Origin of the sequence: Dyella silvatica (assembly GCF_026283955.1) — a bacterium.
Taxonomy (GTDB): domain Bacteria; phylum Pseudomonadota; class Gammaproteobacteria; order Xanthomonadales; family Rhodanobacteraceae; genus Dyella_C; species Dyella_C silvatica.
This window is the reverse complement of the sequence record NZ_JAPDPE010000003.1, coordinates 19,610-39,872: the sequence shown is the minus strand read 5'-3', so window position 1 is coordinate 39,872 and position 20,263 is coordinate 19,610. Positions and strand designations below refer to the sequence as shown.

Below are 20,263 nucleotides of genomic sequence, written 5' to 3'. Positions count from 1 at the left end.
CAGGGACGCCAGTGCCTTTTCGCCAGGGCAGGAGCCCTGTCGAAAAGCCCGGCCAGCCCTCACGCACCCGGAGGGCGACGCACCGGGGTGCTCTTTCTTTGGGTTACTTTTCTTTGAGCACGCAAAGAAAAGTGACTCGGACCCCGGCAGGGGTTCGAAAGCCCGCCACAGGCGAGCCAGCCAGCGAGACCACAACCAACAAGCCAAACTCGAGCCAGCTCCCACCCAAGCGAATAAATCGAAACTTGCACTAATCCCACGCCTTCCCCATATGCTTCCCCACCCACGATGCCCCAGGAACGCAGTCATGACACAGCAAGCGATCGGTGTGATCGGTATGGCCGTGATGGGCCGCAACCTCGCCCTCAACATCGAGAGCCGCGGCCACGCGGTATCCATCTACAACCGCAGCCGCGAGAAAACCGATGAAGTGGTTGCCGCGCACCCCGATCGAAAACTGATTCCCGCCTACACCCTCAAGGATTTCGTCAGCTCGCTGGAAAAACCGCGCCGCATCCTGCTGATGGTCAAGGCCGGCGACGCCACCGACGCCACCATCGCCGAACTGAAACCACTGCTGGACAAGGGCGACATCCTGATCGACGGCGGCAACACCTTCTTCAAGGACACCATCCGACGCGAAGGCGAATTGAATGCGGCAGGCCTGCACTTTATCGGCACCGGTGTCTCCGGCGGTGAAGAGGGCGCCTTGCACGGCCCGTCCATCATGCCCGGCGGCCCGCGCGATGCTTACGACCTGGTCGCGCCCATCCTCACTGAAATTGCCGCCCGCGCTCCCGATGGCGAGCCCTGCGTGGCCTATATGGGCCCGAATGGCGCCGGGCATTACGTCAAGATGGTGCATAACGGTATCGAGTACGGCGACATGCAATTGATCGCCGAAAGCTATGCCGTGCTCAAACATGTGCTGGGCCTGTCCAATACCGAGCTGGCCGAGGTCTATTCCGAGTGGAACAAGGGCGAGCTGGATAGCTATCTGATCTCGATCACCGCCGATATTTTCGGCAAGAAAGACCCCCAGACCGGCAACGATCTGGTCGATGTCATCCTCGATCGCGCCGCGCAAAAAGGTACCGGCAAATGGACCAGCCAGAGTGCGCTCGATCTTGGCGTACCACTGCCGTTGATTACCGAATCGGTTTTCGCACGCCTGCTCTCTGCGCTGAAAGATGAGCGCGTTGTCGCCAGCAAGTCGCTGACCGGCCCTACCGCCAGCGCAGGTTTCAAAAGCGATCGCACGGCGTTTATCGAAGCCGTGCGCCGTGCCTTGTACCTCAGCAAAATCGTCTCCTATGCACAGGGCTTTGCCCAGCTGCGCGCGGCCTCCGACGAGTACGCTTGGGATCTTCCCTACGGCACCATCGCGAAAATCTTCCGTGCCGGCTGCATCATCCGCGCCCGCTTTCTGCAGAAGATCACCGATGCCTATGCGCACGAACCCCAGCTGGCGAACCTGTTGCTCGATCCGTATTTCCGCGATATCACCACGCAGTATCAGCAAGCCTTGCGCGATGTCGTGAGTGGCGCTGTCCAGGCCGGCGTGCCGGTACCCTGCTTCGCTTCTGCAATTGCTTACTACGACAGTTACCGCGCCGAGCGCCTGCCCGCCAATCTGCTGCAAGCACAACGCGATTACTTCGGCGCGCATACCTTCGAGCGCATCGACCAGCCAGGCAGCTTTCACGCGGATTGGTCATGACGATCTGCCGGGCGTTCGCCACGGACATGCGCGAGCGACGTCTGTTGCCATGGATGCCGCTGGCTCATCGCTGGGCACGCACGATTTGTCGAGAAGACTGTCGTGCCTGAACTTCCCGAGGTCGAAACCACCCGCCGCGGCATCAGCCCGTATCTTGTCGGTCGGCACGTTACTGCGGTCACCTTGCGGCGCGCCGATCTGCGCTGGCCGATTCCGCCTGAAATCACCGAACTATTGCCCGGTCAGCGCATCGATGCCGTCGAGCGACGCGCCAAGTATTTATTGCTGCATACCGCAGCCGGCAGCGCGTTACTGCATCTAGGCATGTCCGGCATGCTGCGAGTGTTGCCACCCGATGTACTGCCCGGCAAGCACGATCACGTCGATATAGCGGTGGAACCCGGCTCGGCGACCGGTGCACGCATTCTTCGCTTCACCGATCCACGCCGTTTCGGCTGCCTGTTATGGCAAGCCCCCGGCGAAGTCCATCCCCTGCTCAGCACACTCGGGCCTGAGCCACTGACGGACGCGTTCGACGGCGATCTGCTGTGGCATCTTTCGCGCGGACGCAAAGCGGCGGTGAAATTATTTTTGATGGACAACGCCGTCGTCGTCGGCGTCGGCAATATCTACGCCAGCGAGGCCTTGTTCGCCGCCGGCATCGACCCTCGGCGACCGGCAGGCAGCGTCTCGCGCGCTCGTTATGCGCAACTGGCCGCTGAAGTAAAACGCATTCTGGCCTGGGCGATCGAACGCGGCGGCACCACGCTGCGCGACTTTCTCAACCCCGATGGCGCACCCGGCTATTTCTTTCGCGAGCTGAATGTCTATGGCCGCGAGGGCGAACCGTGCCACACCTGCGGCACGGTCATTCGACAAGTCACCCTGGGGCAGCGCTCAACCTTTTTCTGCCCGCGCTGCCAGCGATAGGCTCACTGCGGCCAGCGAAATTCGACATAGGTATTGTTGAATTCAGGGTCTTCGATACCGCCAGCCAACTTTGCCTTCAAGCCTGGCGGCACGCCTTCGGCCTCCAGCGGCTGACCATCCTTGAAATGCGCACCCAGCGCTTGCAGTTCGACCAACCGCTCACACAAAGCACCCGCGCGATCGCCTTCACGCTCAGGCACGTTACGCAGGCTGATATCGGGGCGGCCGAATTTGCGCAGACCGCGAGTGTGAATCCATAAGCGATCCTTGCCTTCATCGCCATCACGCAGAATCAGCACATGGTTGCGCAGCGGGGCGCCATCGCGAATCAGGTATTGGCGCCGCCAGCTGGCGGCATCAAACAAGGTCAGCACCTGCGGGTCGAGAATCGCCACACCGCCGATATCGAGCAGGGCGGTCAGCACACCCAGGGTATCGCGCAGGTAGCCGGTTTCACCGCTGTCCTTGATGCGGCCACGCACCACCAGCACCTCGGGCGCATCGAAAGCGGCCTTGTAAGCCTCGGGGGCGTCTTCTTTCAACCTGCGGCCCAGGCGGCCTTTGAGCGGGTAGCCCTCCCACTGGCGCAACGCGCTGTGGTGATGGCTGGTCAGCTCGATGCCCTCAGGCAGGCCGTCGCTACCGTAGTCTGCCGAAGGCGCGCGCACGGCCTCGAATTTACCGAACACATAGAACTGCAGAACGATCTCTTCGTCGCTCGGCTGCCAGTGCGGACGCTGCCAGGCAGGGATGGTGATCGGCTCGTTCATGCGCTTTTCCTTAAGTGAAACACAGGCCTGAGGGTCATCAGGGCGGGTGGATCGCAGGCCGGGCTCAATGCCCTTTACCCAGCGGCAGCATGGGTTGCTGCAATTCAATACGGCCGTGGCCTTCGGTAATGTTCTTGAACTCGGCCCGGCTGACCGAGACATAGCGGTCGTTGCCGCCAATCTCAACCTGCGGCCCCTCAGTCACGGCTCGGCCTTGTTCATCTACGCGCACCACCATGGTGGCCTTGCGGCCGGTGTGGCAAATGGTCTTGATCTCTTCGAGATTGTCGGCCCAGGCCAGCAGATAGCGACTGCCCTCGAACAGCTCGCCGCGAAAATCGGTGCGCAAGCCATAGGCCAGCACCGGAATATTGAGACGGTCGACCACATCGCTGATCTGCCACACCTGGGCCTTGCTCAGAAACTGCGCCTCGTCGACGAAGACACAATGCAGCGGCCCACGAGCGACGATATCGGCCTCGACCTTGGCAAACAGGTTCTCTTCGCCGCCGAAACGGTGCGCATCCGCCTTCAGCCCGATCCGCGAGGCCACCACACCCTCACCGTAGCGGTTGTCCAGCGCCGGGGTGAGAATCATCGTGCGCATGCCGCGCTCGTGATAGTTGTAGGCGCTCTGCAGCAAGGTCGTGGTCTTGCCGGCGTTCATTGCCGAGTAATAGAAATAGAGCTTGGCCATGGCTGGGTCAGACAAATGCATGGTATCGCGCACGGCCAACCCGCGTAACCGGCCCGTTTGCTACCATCGCCGACCGCGCCGCGCGCACCCTGACCTGTCTGCACGCCTCATGCTGAACCCGCAACAATTGGCCGCCGTTGAACATTGTGACGGCCCACTCCTTGTGCTGGCTGGCGCCGGCTCTGGCAAAACGTCGGTGATCACGCAAAAAATCGCGTATTTGATCGCGCGCAAGAAACTGGCGCCGTCGAAGATCGCGGCGATTACCTTTACCAACAAGGCGGCGCGCGAAATGCGCGAGCGCGTAGCCAAGCTGATCAGCTCCGAAGAAGCGTCCGCGCTCACCGTGTGTACGTTTCACGCGCTGGGATTGAAGTTTTTGCAAATCGAGCATGAGCGCGCGGGTTTGCGCCGTGGCTTCTCGGTGCTCGACTCCGACGACAGCGAAAGCATCGTCAAAGAACTCGCTCCCAAGGGCATCAAGGGGAGCGAGCTGTCCGGCATCCGCAACCTGCTAAGCCGCGCCAAGAATGCCGGTTTGTCGCCCGAACAGGCGCAAGCCGCCGCACGCAGCCCGAAAGAGTTGGACGCGGCGATGATTTACCAGCTTTATCAAGCGCGTTTGTCAGCTTTCAACGCCGTCGATTTCGATGATTTGATCCGGCTGCCGCTGCATATTCTGGAAACCGACCTCGACGCGCGCACCGCCTGGCAAGAGCGTCTGCGCTACCTGCTAGTGGACGAATACCAGGACACCAACGACGCCCAATATCGCTTGCTCAAGCTGCTGGCCGGCGAGCGCGGGCGGATCACCTGCGTGGGCGATGACGATCAGTCGATTTACGCATGGCGCGGCGCCAACCCGGAAAACATCGACCAGCTCGGCAAAGACTGGCCCAATCTGCGCGTCATCAAGCTGGAGCAGAACTACCGCTGCGGCAAACGCAGTTTGCGCGCCGCCAATTTGCTGATCGCTAACAACCCGCATCTGCACGAGAAAAAGCTGTGGAGCGATCATCCGGAAGGCCCGCCGATTCGCGTGCTGGAATGCAAGGAAAACGAGCACGAAGCCGAGCGCATCGCCGCCATCGCCACCACCTTGGCCGAAAAGCACAAGGCGCGCTGGCACGACATGGCGATTCTCTACCGCGGCAATTTCCAGGCGCGCCCGCTGGAAAAAGCGCTGCGACTGGCACGTATTCCCTATCACCTCACCGGCGCGCTCAGCTTTCTCGACCGCGCCGAAGTCAAAGACCTGCTCTGCTACCTGCGCCTGCTGACCAACCCCAGCGACGACGCTGCGTTTCTGCGCGTGGTGAATGTGCCCAAGCGCGAAATCGGCTCGACCACGCTGGAAAAACTCGGCCAGATCGCCCAGACCAAGCACGCATCCTTGCTCGATGCCGCCCGCAGCGACGCGGTACTGCGCCAGCTGACGCCGCGCCCGGCAGCGGCGCTGTCCTCCTTCACCAACCTGCTCGACGAACTGCGCAGTGCCTCGCTGCACCAGAACGCCGCCGATCTGGTGGAAACCGTACTGACCCGCACCCGTTACGCCGAACAAATCATTGCCAGCACCACCGATGCCACCTTGCGAGAGCGTCGGCTGGGCAATTTGCGCGAGCTTGCCGATTGGTTTCGCGCCATGCAAAAAGGCAACAACAGCGCAGGCGACCTCGCCGCTCAGCTGGCCCTGCTCAGCCATGCCGACCGTGACGAACCCGGCAATGCCCTGCGCATGATGACGCTGCACTCCGCCAAAGGCCTGGAGTTTCGCTTTGTCTTTATCGTCGGCTGCGAAGACGGCACCTTGCCGCAGGAGGGCGCGCTCGACGAAGGCCGCATCGACGAAGAACGTCGCCTGATGTACGTCGGCATCACCCGCGCCAAAGAAATGCTCACCTTGTCGTGGTCAGCCAAGACCAAGCGCTACGGCGAAGTTCACAGCAATCAGCCCAGCCGCTTCCTGCATGAACTGCCGCAAGACGATTTGCACTGGCAGGGCAAAGATCCAGAAGCCGACAAAGAAGTGGTTCGCGAAACCGCCGAATCGCATATGGCGAAGATCGCCGCGATGCTGGCGGCGAAGTGACCAGATTGCCTTCTGCATCCAGAAGGCAAGGTCGTTACGGATTTCATCGCAGGTGCTGCGCGCCGATTTGTTCTGCGTGTTTAAACGCCCGGCACCGGAAGAAAGCAGCCGGCTAAAACCTTCGGCGCCGCCGCCGATGCTCCATCATCGTGCCGATGATGCTGCCGGGGTTTTCGGCGTTGACCACCACCGTCGGGTAATCGGGGTTGAGCGGCATCAATTCGAAGATTGCCTGCCCCTGTGCGTCGTTGCCGCGACTGCGGTATTTCTTGAACGTGGCGCTGCCATCGTGCTCGATCCGCGCCACCACGTAATCGCCTGGCAGCGGCTTGATACCGGGGTCGATGATGACGATGTCGCCCGGGTAGAACTCATCAAGCATGGACTCGCCGGTAATCTCCAGCGCGAACGCCAATCGCCCCAGATCCTTGGCCATCTCGGCATCCACGCTCACGCTCTGCTCGCCGTAACCACGCGGGTAGGGATCGGCCGCCTCGCGACCCAACCCCGCCTGCACCATCGAAATCACCGGCAACTGACGCACATCAGGGAGTGCTGCGCGCAAGCCGCTGGGCACCTCGCCGCGACTCTCGTCTTCCTTACCCGTGCGTAGGTAACGGACCGAAACACCGATGATACCGGCGGCCATCTCAAGGGCTGCGACGCGAATATTGTCAGATTCGATCACACCCGCCTCCCACTGGCTGATGGTCGACCCGGTATAGCCAATGCGCTTGCCCAGCGCACGCTGCGAGATATCGGCGCGTTCGCGGGCCTCTTTGAAGCGTTCTGCGAAGGTAGTCATGTGTCAAGTTTACTTGGCGTTTTGCCAAGTCTAATTGACACATAATGATAAGTACACTTATCATAAGATCTTGCGGATCACGCTCCCAAGATCGCCGTCCGCTACTGCTCGCTCATGTCACCCAGGGAGAAACTCAATGAACGTACGCAAGCTTTTGGCCCGCCTGAATCCGGCAGCCGCGCGCTACGAAGTGCATCACGGCGGCGTCCCTGAACTCACTCCCCAAGACATCGCCGGAGCGCTCGGCATGATTGACGACCGCCTCGCCCGCGAAGTCTTCTGCACGGTGTGGTGGCCTGATGGCGCGCAACTCAATCGCGTGGAGGTCGATCGCATCGTGCGCGAGGCGCAGTTGCGCGAATGGATGCGCCTGCGCCGCGAGCTGGAGGCGGCCAAGCTTGCGCAACATGTCGCGCAAGACGATATCGATGGCACTTACGGCACCCGCGCATCGCAACGGCAAGCGTTGCAACGTGCGACTGACGAGCTGGAAACCGTCAAGGCGCGGCAATGGCCTGCGGTCGGGCCGATCTATCGCGCGGTACGACAGGCTGTCCTGGTCGAGCTGGCTACGCCGAATCTATGCCCTCATTGCGAAGGCCGTGGCGAAATACGCATCGGCGAACGCTTGATCACTTGCCAACCCTGCGACGGCCATGGCCGCGTTCCCGTGAGCGACCGCAAACGCGCCTTGATGATCGAACGCGACGAAGCCGGCTATCGACGGGTATGGCGCCCGGTGTACGAGTGGACACTGGCGCTGTGTGCCAATGCATTGGCCGACTGAAACCGGCGCACGCGTTTTCAAATCATCGACTCGTGCGGAATCGCTACCTCCGCACTTTCCGAGGAAAATGTGCAACATGGGCCAGCGCGCAAGACAGCGACTTCGCCTTGCTCGATCCAGCTCTTACCCCTCAGGCCGCTCACGCGGCCTTTTTTTGTTTTCGGAGATTCCCATGACCGAACCCGCTACCGCTGTGATAGCTGCTGCCGCAGGCATCGGTCTCGCGGCGGCTATTCCTGGTGTGGATGGCAATGCCTTGGTCGGCGCATTCGCAGGCGCCACGCTGTTTGTCGTTTCATCGAAAGAACTGCCCGTGTGGAGGCGGCTGATCTATCTCGGCGTGTCCATTGCATTGGGCTATCTCGCCGCACCAGAAGTGATGCGCTGGCTGCCATTGCAGACTACCGGGCTGGCCGCTTTTTTCGCCTCGGCACTCGGCGTCACCGTGACACTCGGACTGATCGAGCGTGGACGCACCTTCGATCTGCAGGCATGGCTTCGCGATCGCGGGGGCCCGCATGTCTGACTTGTTGCTGCACGACCCGCTGAGCCTGCTCACCATGCTGACGAGCTCGTCGATCTGCCTGCGATTGATGACGTACCGACGCGCTCACGATGCTCGTTATAAGCCATGGATTTCAGCCTGCGCGTGGCTGTTGATCGTATGCAGCGGAGGCCAGGCCTTGCAAATCATGCTGGGCCATCGAGTGCCGGTCGGAACCGGCCCGTGGCAGCTGGGCATCTTGCTGGTATTGGCGGTGCTCGTATTCGCCGCACGGGGAAATCTGGCGCGCGTACTGCGGGTGAAAGCATGATGGCCTCCCGCATGACGGTAAGCGCCACCGGTATCGCGTTGATAAAACGCTTTGAGGGATTTCGTGCACAGGCTTATCGCGACAGCGTCGGCATATGGACCATCGGCTACGGCCATACCGGTCCTGATGTGACGCCCGGCCTGAGTATCGACATGGCGCAGGCCACGGCTTTGCTGCAAGCCGATCTCGCCCAGGCCACGACAGCCATCGCATCACTGGTCAAGGTGCCGTTGCAGCAATCGCAGTTCGATGCGCTCACCAGCTTCACCTTCAACCTTGGCGCGAAAGCTCTCGCAGGCTCCACCTTGCTGCGCAAACTCAATGCCAGCGACTATCTGGGTGCGGCCGCCGAGTTTGAACGCTGGAGCCAGGCCGGCGGACAAGTACTGGCTGGATTGCTGCGCCGACGCATCGCGGAACGCACGCTGTTCCTGGCACCTGACACAGCAACAACAGCCACATCCATCGGCTGAAATCAAAAAGCGTATTGCGGAAGTGACGCTTCCGCGCTTTACCGCCTACATTGGCTACAACGACGAAAGGCCCGGCACACCCAGGCTCAACATCACCCGCTTTAACGCTCTCTTTCAACCCGCCCATCGGCGGGTTTTTTTCATCCACGCGTTGTTCCACCTACGGAAACTCATCATGAGCTTCAGCGATATCAACACCGCTCTGGTCGAGGCTTATCAAGCCGCCGCACTCAATCTGCCGACCGCCTACGAAGGCCGTGACTTCACACCCACTGCCGGTCAGGCATGGGCGTCGCTTTCTCTCGTGCCGCAACCCGTCGTCAGCGGCAGTCTCGGCGCCAGCGGCAACGATCGCCATAGCGGCAATTTTCAGATCGACCTCAACGACGTCCCCGGCGGCGGCATCGATGGCCTGTTGGCAAAAGCCGACGCGCTGCGTGCGTACTTCTTTGCCGGCCGCCAACTCAGCCATAACGGCCAAGCCGTTGTCGTGAGCACTACCAGCCGCTCCATCGCCATCGTCAAGGACGGCTGGCTGCGCCTCAGCGTGATCGTCGCCTGGACCGCCTGGACCAGTCACGCCTGACATGTCCTGCCCATCACAGGCAGAGCCGCAACACCCATACCCAAACCTTTCACCAAGGAGCACCCGCATGACTATCGCCACCGGCAGCCGCCACAGCCTCGCCTATATTGCCGAGACCGGCTATGGCATCACGCCGACCAAGCCGGCCTTGCGCCAGCTGCGCCATAAAAGCACCACCCTTGCGCTCACCAAGAGCACCATGCAGTCCGAAGAACTGCGTGGCGACCGTCAGATTGCCGACCTGCGCCACGGCACCATCCAGGTGGGCGGCGATGTACAGGGCGAATTGAGCTACGGCGCCTACGACGACTTGTTCGCCGCGGCACTGGGCAACACCTGGAACGCCAACGTGCTCAATGCCGGTACCGCACGTAACAGCTTCAGCCTGGAGCGTTCGTTTGCCGACATCGGGCAATACATCCGCTACACCGGTTGCGAGATCAACGGCCTGCACTTCGATGTACAGCCCAGTGCGATTGCCCATGTCACCTTCGACGTCATCGGCCAGGCCAGCGCCACCGATACCGCCAGCATTCCCGATGCCACCTACATTGCTGCACCCGCCAATCGGCCGATGGATGCGCTGAGTGGCACGATCAAGGAAGGCGGCCAAGTGCTGGCCGTGATCACCGAGCTCAAACTCGATCTGGTCAACGGTATCGAACCGCGCTTCGTCATCGGCAGCAACAAGACCCTGCGACCAAGTATCGGCCGCAGCAATCTCACCGGCACGGTCACGGCGTATTTCCAGGACGCATCGCTGCTGGGCAAGTTCATCAACGAAAGCGAAAGCTCGCTGGAACTGACGCTGTCCGATGGCGCCAACAGCTATGTCGTATGGCTGCCGCGCATCAAGTACACCGGCGGCCAGGCCGATGTGACCAATGATGGCCCGGTTACCTTGTCGCTGCCGATCCAGGCGCTGTACGACAGCGTCAGCGGCACCCACCTACGCATCACCCGGAGCGGCCCATGATCGATATGGATGCCTTCAAGATCCGTGAGCGAGCGAATGGCGGGCAACGCCTGCCCTTGACCTTGCTCGACGGCAGCGCCACCGACCACTGGCTGCATATCCGCAGTCAGTGGTCGGATGCGTTTCGCCAGGCACGCGATACAGCGCTGCAGGAAGCTGCGAAACTGGCCCAGGGCGGCGAGGCGTTATTGCAGGCGACCCTGGACGAAAGCCTGCTTGCCGTCCGCGCCGCGCTGGTCTCCGACTGGAGCTTCAGCGAGCCTTGCACGCACGACAACGTGTGTCGCTTTCTTCGCGAAGCGCCGCAGATCGCCGAGCACGTCGATCAGGTCAGTGCCAACGACGCGGCTTTTTTTGGCAACGCCTTCGCCAACTCGCCGAGTGGCTGAAGGCTGAGCAGCGGCTGGCCCAACCCCTGAATAGCGGAGGCCAGCCGCTGCGGCGGCATCTCGAAGCCGTCTGGCGCCAGACCGGCCGCAAACCGGCCGAGCTGGCAGGACACATCGAGATGCCGCCCGAACTGGCTTATCTGATCGAGTGGCTGGCGCTGTTGCCAACGCCACTCACTCACAGCGAACTTCATCATTGGATGCAACTGACTCACCGCCGGCTCAACCGGTGGGAGCTGGAAGCATTGATGATGCTCGACAGGACACGCAGCGATGGCTGATCCCGATAGCAACGATTTCAAAGTACTTGGGCAAGCTGTAGACAAGAACAGCAAGCAACAAGCCGATACCAACAAAACACTGAGTGCGCTCAACGCCAGCTTGCAGGCTGCAATCAAAGCGACGCAAAACGTCCTGCAGAAACCGCCGGCTCAACCCACCCCGGATACCAGCAAGGCGATCGCGGGCACCACCGAAACCATCAAGAAGTCACTGTCGGCCAGCCTGAACACAGCGCTCAACAACGATGGCAAAGTGGCGCGCGATGCTCGCATGAAGGCACGCAACGACTTCTTCGAGCAATTTCGCAAGGGTATCGCCGACACCACCGTGGGCAGCCTCAGTGACGGCGCGCGCTCGCTGCAACTGAGAAACCCCTATGCACAAGCCTTCGTGGGCGGCCTTGGCTCCTCGGACAAAAGCGCCGAAGCGGCTGTAGCAGGCGACGGAAAAACCGCTGCGGGAGACGGCAAGAGCAGCACGGAAACCGAAAGCGACGTCGCCAAAAGCACTAGCTTCATGATCGATCTGGCCTCCCAGGCGGGCACGCAGATTCGCGCCAACCTGGGCGACATGCTGTTCCAGTCGCTGGACGGCAATTTCGCTGCGGCCGGAAAAAGCTTTCGCAAAATGCTCCGGCAGATGCTTGCCGATGCAGCCGCTTCGCAGATCTCCAAGCTGGCGGGCAGCGCGTTGGGCATGCTTGGCAATGCCATCGGCGGCCTGTTCGGCGGCGGCAGCTATGGCTCGCTGTCCACCAGCTGGGCCGGGCAATCGGGCAGCAACATTCTGGGTGGCGGGAGCTATACCGGCAGCGGCTCGACCAGCATCGGCTGGCCCGGCTTCGCCCACGGCGGCGTGTTTCTGAGCGGGCGGGAAATGCATGCGTTCGCCCGTGGCGGTGTAGTCAACGGCCCGACGATGTTCCCGATGGCGCGCGGCACCGGCTTGATGGGCGAGGCCGGCCCCGAGGCCATCATGCCGCTTACACGCGGCAGCGACGGCAAGCTCGGCGTGCAAAGCAGCAGTAGCGCAAGCGGCGGCGTCAGCAACCAGATCAGCATCACCGTCAACGTCGGCAACGACGGCTCACGCAGCGATACGCAGGGACAGAGCGACGATGCCGGCCGCCAACTCGCGGCGATGGTGGAAGGCAAAGTCAAAGAAGTCATGACGCGCGAACAGCGTCAAGGCGGCATTTTGTGGAGGATGCAACATGGCTGATTCGGTCACCAAAGAAGTTTTCACCTGGGTTCCGCAAACCGACCCGCAAGGACAGACCACGTTTCGTGTACGCACCGCGCAATTCGGCGACGGCTATGCGCAAAGCGTCAACGACGGCATCAACAATCGGGTGGACAGCTGGCCGTTGTCGTTCGAAGGCGATGAAACCTACGTGCGGCCGATCAAGGATTTCCTCGACCGCCATGCGGGATCGAACTCGTTCCAGTGGACGCCGCCGCTTGGCGTCGCCATGCTGTATCGCTGCGCCAACTACACCCTGATACCACGTAGCGCGGGCTATTACAGCTTATCCGCCACCTTCCAGCAGGTGTTCGCACCATGACGATTCATGCGGATATCCAAAAACTGGAACCTGGCGCGGAGGTCGTCTTGTTCGAACTCGATGCACGCTCGATCACCGGTGGCGGCAGCGGCGACGTCATGCGTTTTCACGGCTATACGCAGTTGGGCTCGATCTGGTGGCAGGGGCTGGAGTACGGGCCGTGGCCGATCCAGGCCGAAGGTTTCGAGCTGAATCCGGACAAGCCACCCGCGCCGACGCTTAGCGTCGGCAATGTCGATGGACGCATCACGGCCCTGTGTCTCGCCTACCAGGACATGCTTGGCGCACTGCTGACGCGTCATCGAACCTTCGGCCAGTATCTCGATGCCGCCAGCTTTGGCGGGGAGAATGCCACCGCCGATCCCACGCAGGAGTTTCCGCCGGACAAGTGGTTCCTCGAACGCAAGATCACCGAGACGAACGAACTCGTGCAGTTTGAGCTGGCCAGCGCGCTCGACTTCGGCCAGCAGCAACTGCCAGGGCGCACCATCATCGCCAACAGTTGCACCTGGCTGCAGCGCGGCGGATACCGCGGCCCGTACTGTGGCTATACCGGCGGTCCGGTGGCGAAAGCCGACGACACACCCACGAGCGATCCCGTCCAGGATGTCTGTGGCGGCCGGTTGTCGTCCTGCAAGTTGCGCTTCGGTGAACACAATCCACTGCCTTATGGCAGCTATCCCGCCGCCGGACTGCTACGCACATGATGCCCGCCACACGCGAAGCCATTCGCCAGCACGCGCTCGCCGACTATCCACGCGAGGCCTGCGGCCTGGTGATCGTGGTCAAGGGGCGAGAGCGTTACTGGCCGTGCCGCAACACCGCTGCGACGCCCAGCGAGCATTTCGTGATGGCCGCTGAAGACTATGCCGCTGCCGAGGACAGCGGCGAAATCATCGCTGTCGTGCACTCGCATCCCGATGCATCGGCACATGCTTCGGAAGGCGACCGCGTGGCCTGCGAAACATCGGGACTGCCGTGGGTGATTCAATCGGTGATGCGCGATCAAGATGGCCATCCCAGCACCGGTGACATCGAACATATCGAACCCACCGGCTACCGAGCGCCACTGGTCGGTCGTCCTTTCCATCACGGCATTCTCGATTGCTGGTCGCTATGCCGCGACTGGTATGCACAGGAGCTGCAACTCGAACTGCCCGACCCGGAACGCCGCGATAACTGGTGGGATGACGGGCATTCGGATCTGTATACCGAGAATCTGGCAGCGGCGGGTTTTGTTGCCGTATCTCCTGCGGACATGCAGCGCGGCGACATGATTCTGATGCAGATTCGCAGTCGAAACCTGGTGCCGAACCATGCCGGCATTTATCTGGGCGGCGGCCTGATGCTTCATCATCTGCATGGCCGCCTCTCCAGTCGCGATATCTATGGCGGCTACTGGCAAGAGGTTACTCGTTCGATCTGGCGCCTGAGTGATATCGCCGGTCACATCGCGACACCTTGAAGGCGTCACCCACGAGCACACCGTCATTCGCAGTAACTTGCGCTACGATCCGCCGATCTCAATCAGGCGGGCAATCATGCAGAAGAGAATCACAGTATGGGTCGCAGCGGTGTTGCTTGGCGGATGCGGCTTCAATGCGAAAACCATTCAACTGCCCTTGCCCAGTGCAAACGTTGCCTCCACCGAATTGAAGCCGATCATCCTGGACTCCGTTGCCGATGCACGCGATTTCACCAAACTGCCCGACGCATCCGAGCCGCGAGTAAGCAAGAGCGTGATTCAGCAGCTAGGCAGTAGCGGGCGCGCCGCTGTCATCTTTGGCATTCCCGATGTCAGTCTGGTTTTCCTCCTGGCAGACAACAAGACTGTGGCCGCTCAGATGAGCGACATCGTTGGCCTGGTACTTCGTGAGCGCGGGTATTACATGGTCGAGCCCGCAAAGGCACCTGGCGATGCTCCACATATCTCCATGCGCGTCACGGAATTCTGGGCATATCCACCATCCAACCTTGGCCGTTCCCTGACGTTCACCCGGCAGATCAAGGCCTGGGTCAGCACAGATATCACGATCAAGGCCAAGGGTATCGAACAGACATTCGCCGTCCATGGATCCGGCGCGAACATCGCCAATAACTACAACGAAGAAAACATCAGCGAGACCTACTCGAAGGCGATCGACGAGTACACCTCCAGCTTGAGATCGAAGCTTCCAGCGTCGCTCTGAATTCGCCCGCCATTGATCCGAAGCCCGCCATGTGCGGGCTTTTTTATTGCCCGGAGTAACCCATGTCGCAATTACGAACCATCATTCTCTACGGCCCCTTGCGCAGCAAATTTGGGCGCCGATTTCAGTTTCTTCTCGATGGCAACACCGCAGCGGAGGCCTTTCAGGCACTTTGTTCGCAGGTAGAAGGCTTTCGGTCGTTTCTGGCTCAAGCCAAAGATCGCGGCTTGGGCTTTGCCATATTCGCAGGTAAAAAAAATCTCAAAGAAGACGACTTGAACAAGCCTAGCGGCAGCGATGACATTCGCATCGCACCTGTGCTTCTTGGCAGCAAGAGCGGTGGCGTTTTCAACATCATCATGGGCGCCGTACTTATTGTCGTCGGTGGTTTCATCTCCGGATGGAGCATGGGCGCCGGTTCGGGTATTGGCGGGGTATTGATGCAGACGGGTATTGGCATGATGGCCGGTGGCGTCGTGCAGATGCTCTCGCCGCAGCCCAAAGGCCTCAAGAACGGCGACCGTCCTGATAATCAGCCGAGTTACGTATTCAATGGCGCGGTGAATACGCAAGCGCAAGGCAACCCGGTCCCCTTGCTCTACGGTCGCTTGATCGTGGGCTCGGCCGTGGTGTCTGCCGGCATCCATGCCGATGACTATGCGCCCGCCACATCAGGTACCGGCATCGGCGCACTGCTTTCTGGCCGCCGTCCGAAAAATTTCTACGAACCGCTCTGAAGGGCAAGCTCATGACGAAACCACATATCACACCGCGCGGTGCGAAAGGCGGCGGCAAGCAGCGCACGCCGGTCGAATCGCCCGATAGCCTGCGCTCCATTGCGTACTTCCGCATTCTGGATCTGATCAGCGAAGGCGAAATCGGCGGCCTGGTGAATGGCCAGCAGTCGATTTACCTGGATGAGACGCCGCTGGCCAACGCCGATGGCTCGTTGAATTTCCAGAACGTGCACGTCGAGACGCGCAGCGGCACGCAAGATCAAGAAACCATTCCCGGCTATCCGGCGGTGGAGAACGAGATCAACGTGGGTGTCGAGCTGAAGCAGAGCTCACCGTGGGTGCGTTCGCTCAGCAACACCACGCTATCCGCCCTGCGCATCACCATCGGCGTGCCGAGCCTGTCCAAGGCCGATACCAGCAACGGCGACATCAATGGCTACACCATCAGCTATCGCATCGAAGTGCAGACCGATGGCGGCGCTTACGTGGCTGCCTATAACGGTGCGATAACCGGCAAGACCACGACCAAGTATCAGCGCAGTCATCGCATCGATCTGCCTGCGGCGACCACCGGCTGGAACGTGCGCGTGACACGCATCACCGCCAATGCGAACAGTTCGAGCATTGCCGACATCACCACGATCGACAGCTATACCGAAGTCATCGATGCCAAGCTCCGCTACCCGAACAGCGCCTTGATGGCGATTTCGGGCGATGCCGCGCAATTCAGCAATATCCCCCGCCGGGCTTACGACATGTGGGGCCGGGTCATCCAGGTACCGAGCAACTACGATCCTTTGCATCGGACGTATGCCGGCGTCTGGGACGGCAGTTTCAAGCCGGCCTGGACCGACAACCCGGCGTGGATCTACTACGACCTCGCCACGCATCCGCGCTATGGCCTGGGTCATTTGATCAGCGCGGCGCAGGTCAACAAGTGGGAGCTGTATCGGATCTCGCAGTACTGCGATCAATCCGTCAGCGATGGCATGGGTGGTCAGGAGCCGCGTTTTACCTGCAATATTTTTCTGCAAAGCGCGAGCGACGCCTACAAGCTGCTGAGCGACCTGGCGAGCGTATTTCGCGGCATCTCGTACTGGGCTGGTGGCGCTATCACGGCGTCGGCCGATATGCCGGCCGATCCGGTGTATGCCTACACGGCGGCAAACGTCATCGGCGGCAAATTCACGTACGCCGCCAGCACCCGGAAAACGCGCTACACCACCGCCTTGGTCACCTGGAACGATCCGGCCGACTTCTACCGTGCCAAGGTCGAATACGTCGAAGACCGCATTGGCCTTGCGCGCTATGGCATTCAACAAGCCACGCTCACGGCGTTCGGCTGCACCTCGCAAGCTCAGGCACAACGCGCAGGCCAATGGGTGTTGCTCACCTCGCGGTTGGAGACGGATACCGTCACGTTCCGCGTCGGCCTGGATGGCACGATTGCCGCACCTGGACAGATCATCCGTATCGCCGATGCAGCGCGTGCCGGTAAGCGACAAGGTGGCCGCATCACCAGCGCGACCTCGAATATGGTTACGGTGGACAAGGCTCCCGACCAGGCTGCTGTCGGTGACAACCTGACTGTTGTCCTGCCGTCAGGGATTTCGCAGACCAGGCCGATCACCGCAATCGATGGCCGCAATCTCAGTGTCGCGACACCGGGTTTCTCCGAGTTGCCGCAAGCAGAATCCACCTGGGTCACCGAAAGCACCACGCTCGCGGCGCAGTTGTATCGAGTGCTGTCGGTGATCGAGGACAAATCCTCCAGCGATATCAGCTACACCATCACCGCCTTGCAGCACGTCGCCGACAAATATGCCGCGATCGATAACGGCACCATCATCCAGATCCCACCGATCAGCTCGTTGCCGAGCGCGACGCAGGCACCGCCGACCAACGTGCATCTGGACGGCCATGTGGTAATCACGCAAGGCATCGCCACCAATGTGATGACCATTGGCTGGGATGCGGCAAAGAATGCGACGTCTTATCAGGTGGAGTGGCGACGCAACGATGGCGAGTGGGTGAGTGCCGGGCGCTCTTACGGATCATCGATCGATGTCGAAGGCATTTACACCGGCAACTACATTGCACGTGTACGCGCCATCAACAGCGGTGAAGTGAGCTCTCTGCCGGTGCTGTCACCCGTCACCGTGGTCGCCGGCAAGACCGGCCTGCCACCGGCGCTTACGTCACTGACAGCAGCATCACAGGTGTTCGCGATCCGCTTGAACTGGGGTTTTCCTGTCGGGGCGGAAGATACGCAACGCACCGAAATCTGGTACGGAACCACGCCGAATCTGCCACAGGCCGGCAAGCTTGGTGACTTTGCCTATCCTCAGAACACACACACCCTGCAGGGCTTGGCAGCGGGTGCATCGCTGTTCTTCTGGGGGCGACTGGTCGATAAGACCGGCAATATCGGCGCCTGGTATCCCGTGGGCAATGGCGTCAACGGACAAGCCAGCTCGGATGCGCGCCCGATTCTCGACTATCTCGCCGGGCAGATCGGCGCTACCGAACTCGGCCAGCAGCTTACCGATCGCATCGGATTGATCGATGGTCCAGCCAGCCTGCCTAACTCCGTCAACGGACGCATCTCTGTCGTCAACGATACCGTCAAGGCCGTATCGACCAAGGTCGATGGTGTATTCGCGCAGATGAATCCACCCATGGCAGGCAACGTCAGCGACGCCGCTGGCTCGTCGACTGTATTTGCCGGAGTGTGGTCAGAACAATCGGCTAGAGCAGATGCGGATGGCGCGCTGGCCACGCGCATCGATACCGTTCAAGCGACGACCAACAATAACTCCGCGGCGGTCCAGGCGGTATCCTCCGCGCAAGCGAATGCCGACGGCAAACTCAAGGCCACTTACACACTGCGTGCGCAGGTAAATACCGCCACCGGCCAGATTTATGCGGCAGGCATGGGCCTTGGCGTAGAGCAGCAGTCGGATGGTTCGTATCAAAGCCAGTTTCTTGTGCAGGCCGACCGCTTTGCGCTTATCAATGTCATCAACAACCAATTGACATCGCCCTTCGTGGTGCAGAACGGGCAGACGTTTATCTCGCAAGGTCTCATCGGCAATGGATGGATCACCAATGCGATGATCGGCGATGTCATTCAATCGACCGATTACGTCCCAGGTCAACGCGGCTGGTCGATTTCGAAGAGTGGCAACAGTTTTGAACTGAATGGATCGGGCGGCAACGGACGGCTGGTACTGACAAATACGCTGGTACAAGTATTCGATGCCAGCGGTAGGCTGCGCGTGCGCATGGGGCTTTGGTAATGGGCGCCGGTCTGGAGTGTTACGACGCCAATGGTGCCTTGTTGTTCGACACCACCTACGCGCCAGGGCGATGTGTCGGCTCGGTGGACACCAACGGAAGCAGCGGCAGCATCAACGTACCGGAATTCTCTATGGGCAAACCTTTCGTTGTCCTATCCGTCACATCGAGCCCGATTCCGCATCGTGATGCGAATGGAAATTTACACGCCCCGGTAAAAGTCAGCATCTCGGGCAACACCTTGTCCTGGAAATATGCGGGCGATATGGGCGGCAATACCACCATCGTCTACGGGTACAGCCCATGAGCGCCGGACTGCAGATCATGGCCGACTCAGGCAACATTTCGCTGGACTCCGAGATGTTCAACTACTCGTTGATATCCATCAACGATGTTGCCTGCACCTACAGCCGAGACAAGCCATCAGGGTTTCTCACTTACTCAGGTATCGCCCCCATCCTGGTGGTTTATTCCCCCAGTGGATTCGTCGGCTTGTTTGAAATCATTCGAAACGGTGATGGAAGCTATACCGCATCCTTCTACACCGCCTTATCCACCTTCAAGGCCTACGTCTTCGATCGCGTCCCACAATCGTCGTCCGGGAATATCGGATTTCAGACCTTCAATGCCTCCGGAGATCTGATCTTCGACTCTGGTCGTAAGTATCTGAACGTTAGGGGCCAGGCCACCGCTTCAGGCATCACGGGACAACCCACATCGAATTATGGATTCGCATTCACCAGCCTGGGCGTCCAGTTTGGCGGGGACGTGCCCAATGGGCTGACCAACGTATTGATCTCTTGCTACAGGAGCAGACCCGATGGCGTTGATATCTCTCAATCGATCGTCGGCGTTGCGCCCAACTACACGCAAGGGCTGATCATTCCTCCCACGGTATGCCTGGTTGACTTGGGCAGGCTGTAAATCGTTTGAAGCACACGGTTGTGATGCCACTGACCCAACGCCGAGAAATCCCGCCAACAGGCCCTGCATCGCGACATGATCTTGGAGTCGGTTCTCACTTGCTCAATGCAGATATCAGGCGACTGATCTTCCATAAGAACCTCCGCAGAGACTTACTTGCACGTTACTCATGACGGGCGTCTGTGCGGCAATTTCCATCCTGAAGTCATCGATCTTCAAAAAAGAGAGTA

General features: G+C 60.4%; 23 protein-coding genes. 20 read left to right on the top strand and 3 right to left on the bottom strand.

Annotation, left to right across the window (positions count from 1 at the left end; translation table 11 throughout):
• Positions 1 to 307 precede the first annotated feature (307 nt).
• Positions 308 to 1,720 (top strand): NADP-dependent phosphogluconate dehydrogenase, encoded by a 1,413-nt coding sequence (gndA, locus tag OUZ52_RS01330; protein WP_266156501.1) that lies wholly within the window; start codon positions 308 to 310, stop codon positions 1,718 to 1,720.
• A gap of 102 nt (positions 1,721 to 1,822) precedes the next feature.
• Complete coding sequence (mutM, locus tag OUZ52_RS01325) at positions 1,823 to 2,650, top strand: bifunctional DNA-formamidopyrimidine glycosylase/DNA-(apurinic or apyrimidinic site) lyase (RefSeq protein ID WP_266156500.1); 828 nt, start codon at positions 1,823 to 1,825, stop codon at positions 2,648 to 2,650.
• A gap of 2 nt (positions 2,651 to 2,652) precedes the next feature.
• On the opposite strand, the gene OUZ52_RS01320 is transcribed toward mutM, so the two are convergent.
• Together OUZ52_RS01320 and OUZ52_RS01315 are read right to left on the bottom strand one after the other, a co-directional pair.
• On the bottom strand, positions 2,653 to 3,420 hold the full coding sequence (locus OUZ52_RS01320; RefSeq protein WP_266156499.1) for a hypothetical protein: 768 nt from the start codon (positions 3,418 to 3,420) through the stop codon (positions 2,653 to 2,655).
• A gap of 64 nt (positions 3,421 to 3,484) precedes the next feature.
• Entirely contained in the window at positions 3,485 to 4,117 is a 633-nt protein-coding gene (locus OUZ52_RS01315) for a thymidine kinase (RefSeq protein WP_266156554.1), read from the bottom strand.
• A gap of 109 nt (positions 4,118 to 4,226) precedes the next feature.
• Here OUZ52_RS01315 and OUZ52_RS01310 point away from each other — a divergent pair, with 109 nt between their 5' ends.
• Positions 4,227 to 6,209, top strand: a complete 1,983-nt coding sequence (locus OUZ52_RS01310; RefSeq protein ID WP_266156498.1) for a UvrD-helicase domain-containing protein — start codon at positions 4,227 to 4,229, stop codon at positions 6,207 to 6,209.
• Between the two features lie 112 nt (positions 6,210 to 6,321).
• On the opposite strand, the gene OUZ52_RS01305 is transcribed toward OUZ52_RS01310, so the two are convergent.
• The gene (locus OUZ52_RS01305; protein WP_266156497.1) at positions 6,322 to 7,014 is read right to left on the bottom strand and encodes a LexA family protein; all 693 of its coding nucleotides are present in this window, start codon (positions 7,012 to 7,014) and stop codon (positions 6,322 to 6,324) included.
• A 136-nt stretch (positions 7,015 to 7,150) separates the two neighbouring features.
• Here OUZ52_RS01305 and OUZ52_RS01300 point away from each other — a divergent pair, with 136 nt between their 5' ends.
• From OUZ52_RS01300 to OUZ52_RS01220, 17 genes are all read left to right on the top strand, one after another.
• On the top strand, positions 7,151 to 7,801 hold the full coding sequence (locus tag OUZ52_RS01300; protein ID WP_266156496.1) for a DnaJ-like cysteine-rich domain-containing protein: 651 nt from the start codon (positions 7,151 to 7,153) through the stop codon (positions 7,799 to 7,801).
• Between the two features lie 172 nt (positions 7,802 to 7,973).
• Positions 7,974 to 8,327, top strand: a complete 354-nt coding sequence (locus OUZ52_RS01295) for a putative holin (RefSeq protein WP_266156495.1) — start codon at positions 7,974 to 7,976, stop codon at positions 8,325 to 8,327.
• On the top strand, positions 8,320 to 8,616 hold the full coding sequence (locus OUZ52_RS01290) for a phage holin family protein (protein WP_266156494.1): 297 nt from the start codon (positions 8,320 to 8,322) through the stop codon (positions 8,614 to 8,616). The genes OUZ52_RS01295 and OUZ52_RS01290 overlap by 8 nt, the downstream gene beginning before the upstream one ends.
• Positions 8,613 to 9,089, top strand: coding sequence for a lysozyme (locus tag OUZ52_RS01285; RefSeq protein ID WP_266156493.1), 477 nt, complete (start codon positions 8,613 to 8,615; stop codon positions 9,087 to 9,089). Before OUZ52_RS01290 ends, OUZ52_RS01285 begins: the two co-directional genes overlap by 4 nt.
• Positions 9,090 to 9,264: 175 nt before the next feature.
• Entirely contained in the window at positions 9,265 to 9,675 is a 411-nt protein-coding gene (locus OUZ52_RS01280; protein WP_266156492.1) for a phage tail terminator-like protein, read from the top strand.
• A gap of 67 nt (positions 9,676 to 9,742) precedes the next feature.
• Positions 9,743 to 10,651 (top strand): phage tail tube protein, encoded by a 909-nt coding sequence (locus tag OUZ52_RS01275; protein ID WP_266156491.1) that lies wholly within the window; start codon positions 9,743 to 9,745, stop codon positions 10,649 to 10,651.
• Positions 10,648 to 11,040 (top strand): hypothetical protein, encoded by a 393-nt coding sequence (locus OUZ52_RS01270; RefSeq protein WP_266156490.1) that lies wholly within the window; start codon positions 10,648 to 10,650, stop codon positions 11,038 to 11,040. Before OUZ52_RS01275 ends, OUZ52_RS01270 begins: the two co-directional genes overlap by 4 nt.
• Positions 10,932 to 11,321, top strand: coding sequence for a phage tail assembly chaperone (locus OUZ52_RS22945; protein WP_425493754.1), 390 nt, complete (start codon positions 10,932 to 10,934; stop codon positions 11,319 to 11,321). Before OUZ52_RS01270 ends, OUZ52_RS22945 begins: the two co-directional genes overlap by 109 nt.
• Positions 11,314 to 12,543 carry a phage tail tape measure protein gene (locus OUZ52_RS01260; RefSeq protein ID WP_266156488.1) on the top strand — a complete coding sequence of 410 codons (1,230 nt, stop codon included), beginning with the start codon at positions 11,314 to 11,316 and terminating at the stop codon, positions 12,541 to 12,543. Before OUZ52_RS22945 ends, OUZ52_RS01260 begins: the two co-directional genes overlap by 8 nt.
• Complete coding sequence (locus tag OUZ52_RS01255; RefSeq protein ID WP_266156487.1) at positions 12,536 to 12,886, top strand: phage tail protein; 351 nt, start codon at positions 12,536 to 12,538, stop codon at positions 12,884 to 12,886. The genes OUZ52_RS01260 and OUZ52_RS01255 overlap by 8 nt, the downstream gene beginning before the upstream one ends.
• Positions 12,883 to 13,593, top strand: coding sequence for a phage minor tail protein L (locus tag OUZ52_RS01250; protein ID WP_266156486.1), 711 nt, complete (start codon positions 12,883 to 12,885; stop codon positions 13,591 to 13,593). Before OUZ52_RS01255 ends, OUZ52_RS01250 begins: the two co-directional genes overlap by 4 nt.
• Positions 13,590 to 14,351, top strand: coding sequence for a C40 family peptidase (locus OUZ52_RS01245; RefSeq protein WP_266156485.1), 762 nt, complete (start codon positions 13,590 to 13,592; stop codon positions 14,349 to 14,351). The genes OUZ52_RS01250 and OUZ52_RS01245 overlap by 4 nt, the downstream gene beginning before the upstream one ends.
• A gap of 37 nt (positions 14,352 to 14,388) precedes the next feature.
• Positions 14,389 to 15,075 (top strand): hypothetical protein, encoded by a 687-nt coding sequence (locus tag OUZ52_RS01240; RefSeq protein WP_266156484.1) that lies wholly within the window; start codon positions 14,389 to 14,391, stop codon positions 15,073 to 15,075.
• A 62-nt stretch (positions 15,076 to 15,137) separates the two neighbouring features.
• Complete coding sequence (locus OUZ52_RS01235) at positions 15,138 to 15,812, top strand: tail assembly protein (protein WP_266156483.1); 675 nt, start codon at positions 15,138 to 15,140, stop codon at positions 15,810 to 15,812.
• 11 nt (positions 15,813 to 15,823) lie between these two features.
• The gene (locus OUZ52_RS01230) at positions 15,824 to 19,111 is read left to right on the top strand and encodes a TipJ family phage tail tip protein (RefSeq protein ID WP_266156482.1); all 3,288 of its coding nucleotides are present in this window, start codon (positions 15,824 to 15,826) and stop codon (positions 19,109 to 19,111) included.
• Positions 19,111 to 19,416, top strand: a complete 306-nt coding sequence (locus tag OUZ52_RS01225; RefSeq protein ID WP_266156481.1) for a hypothetical protein — start codon at positions 19,111 to 19,113, stop codon at positions 19,414 to 19,416. Before OUZ52_RS01230 ends, OUZ52_RS01225 begins: the two co-directional genes overlap by 1 nt.
• Positions 19,413 to 20,033, top strand: coding sequence for a hypothetical protein (locus OUZ52_RS01220; RefSeq protein WP_266156480.1), 621 nt, complete (start codon positions 19,413 to 19,415; stop codon positions 20,031 to 20,033). The genes OUZ52_RS01225 and OUZ52_RS01220 overlap by 4 nt, the downstream gene beginning before the upstream one ends.
• Positions 20,034 to 20,263 lie beyond the last annotated feature (230 nt).

What these genes read in the sequence shown, in the direction of transcription:
- gndA (WP_266156501.1), top strand. Translation starts at nt 308, where the DNA reads ATGACACAGCAAGCGATCGGTGTGATCGGTATGGCCGTGATGGGCCGC.
- OUZ52_RS01320 (WP_266156499.1), bottom strand. Translation starts at nt 3,420, where the DNA reads ATGAACGAGCCGATCACCATCCCTGCCTGGCAGCGTCCGCACTGGCAG.
- OUZ52_RS01315 (WP_266156554.1), bottom strand. Translation starts at nt 4,117, where the DNA reads ATGGCCAAGCTCTATTTCTATTACTCGGCAATGAACGCCGGCAAGACC.
- OUZ52_RS01310 (WP_266156498.1), top strand. Translation starts at nt 4,227, where the DNA reads ATGCTGAACCCGCAACAATTGGCCGCCGTTGAACATTGTGACGGCCCA.
- OUZ52_RS01305 (WP_266156497.1), bottom strand. Translation starts at nt 7,014, where the DNA reads ATGACTACCTTCGCAGAACGCTTCAAAGAGGCCCGCGAACGCGCCGAT.
- OUZ52_RS01300 (WP_266156496.1), top strand. Translation starts at nt 7,151, where the DNA reads ATGAACGTACGCAAGCTTTTGGCCCGCCTGAATCCGGCAGCCGCGCGC.
- OUZ52_RS01295 (WP_266156495.1), top strand. Translation starts at nt 7,974, where the DNA reads ATGACCGAACCCGCTACCGCTGTGATAGCTGCTGCCGCAGGCATCGGT.
- OUZ52_RS01290 (WP_266156494.1), top strand. Translation starts at nt 8,320, where the DNA reads ATGTCTGACTTGTTGCTGCACGACCCGCTGAGCCTGCTCACCATGCTG.
- OUZ52_RS01285 (WP_266156493.1), top strand. Translation starts at nt 8,613, where the DNA reads ATGATGGCCTCCCGCATGACGGTAAGCGCCACCGGTATCGCGTTGATA.
- OUZ52_RS01280 (WP_266156492.1), top strand. Translation starts at nt 9,265, where the DNA reads ATGAGCTTCAGCGATATCAACACCGCTCTGGTCGAGGCTTATCAAGCC.
- OUZ52_RS01275 (WP_266156491.1), top strand. Translation starts at nt 9,743, where the DNA reads ATGACTATCGCCACCGGCAGCCGCCACAGCCTCGCCTATATTGCCGAG.
- OUZ52_RS01270 (WP_266156490.1), top strand. Translation starts at nt 10,648, where the DNA reads ATGATCGATATGGATGCCTTCAAGATCCGTGAGCGAGCGAATGGCGGG.
- OUZ52_RS01260 (WP_266156488.1), top strand. Translation starts at nt 11,314, where the DNA reads ATGGCTGATCCCGATAGCAACGATTTCAAAGTACTTGGGCAAGCTGTA.
- OUZ52_RS01255 (WP_266156487.1), top strand. Translation starts at nt 12,536, where the DNA reads ATGGCTGATTCGGTCACCAAAGAAGTTTTCACCTGGGTTCCGCAAACC.
- OUZ52_RS01250 (WP_266156486.1), top strand. Translation starts at nt 12,883, where the DNA reads ATGACGATTCATGCGGATATCCAAAAACTGGAACCTGGCGCGGAGGTC.
- OUZ52_RS01245 (WP_266156485.1), top strand. Translation starts at nt 13,590, where the DNA reads ATGATGCCCGCCACACGCGAAGCCATTCGCCAGCACGCGCTCGCCGAC.
- OUZ52_RS01235 (WP_266156483.1), top strand. Translation starts at nt 15,138, where the DNA reads ATGTCGCAATTACGAACCATCATTCTCTACGGCCCCTTGCGCAGCAAA.
- OUZ52_RS01230 (WP_266156482.1), top strand. Translation starts at nt 15,824, where the DNA reads ATGACGAAACCACATATCACACCGCGCGGTGCGAAAGGCGGCGGCAAG.
- OUZ52_RS01225 (WP_266156481.1), top strand. Translation starts at nt 19,111, where the DNA reads ATGGGCGCCGGTCTGGAGTGTTACGACGCCAATGGTGCCTTGTTGTTC.
- OUZ52_RS01220 (WP_266156480.1), top strand. Translation starts at nt 19,413, where the DNA reads ATGAGCGCCGGACTGCAGATCATGGCCGACTCAGGCAACATTTCGCTG.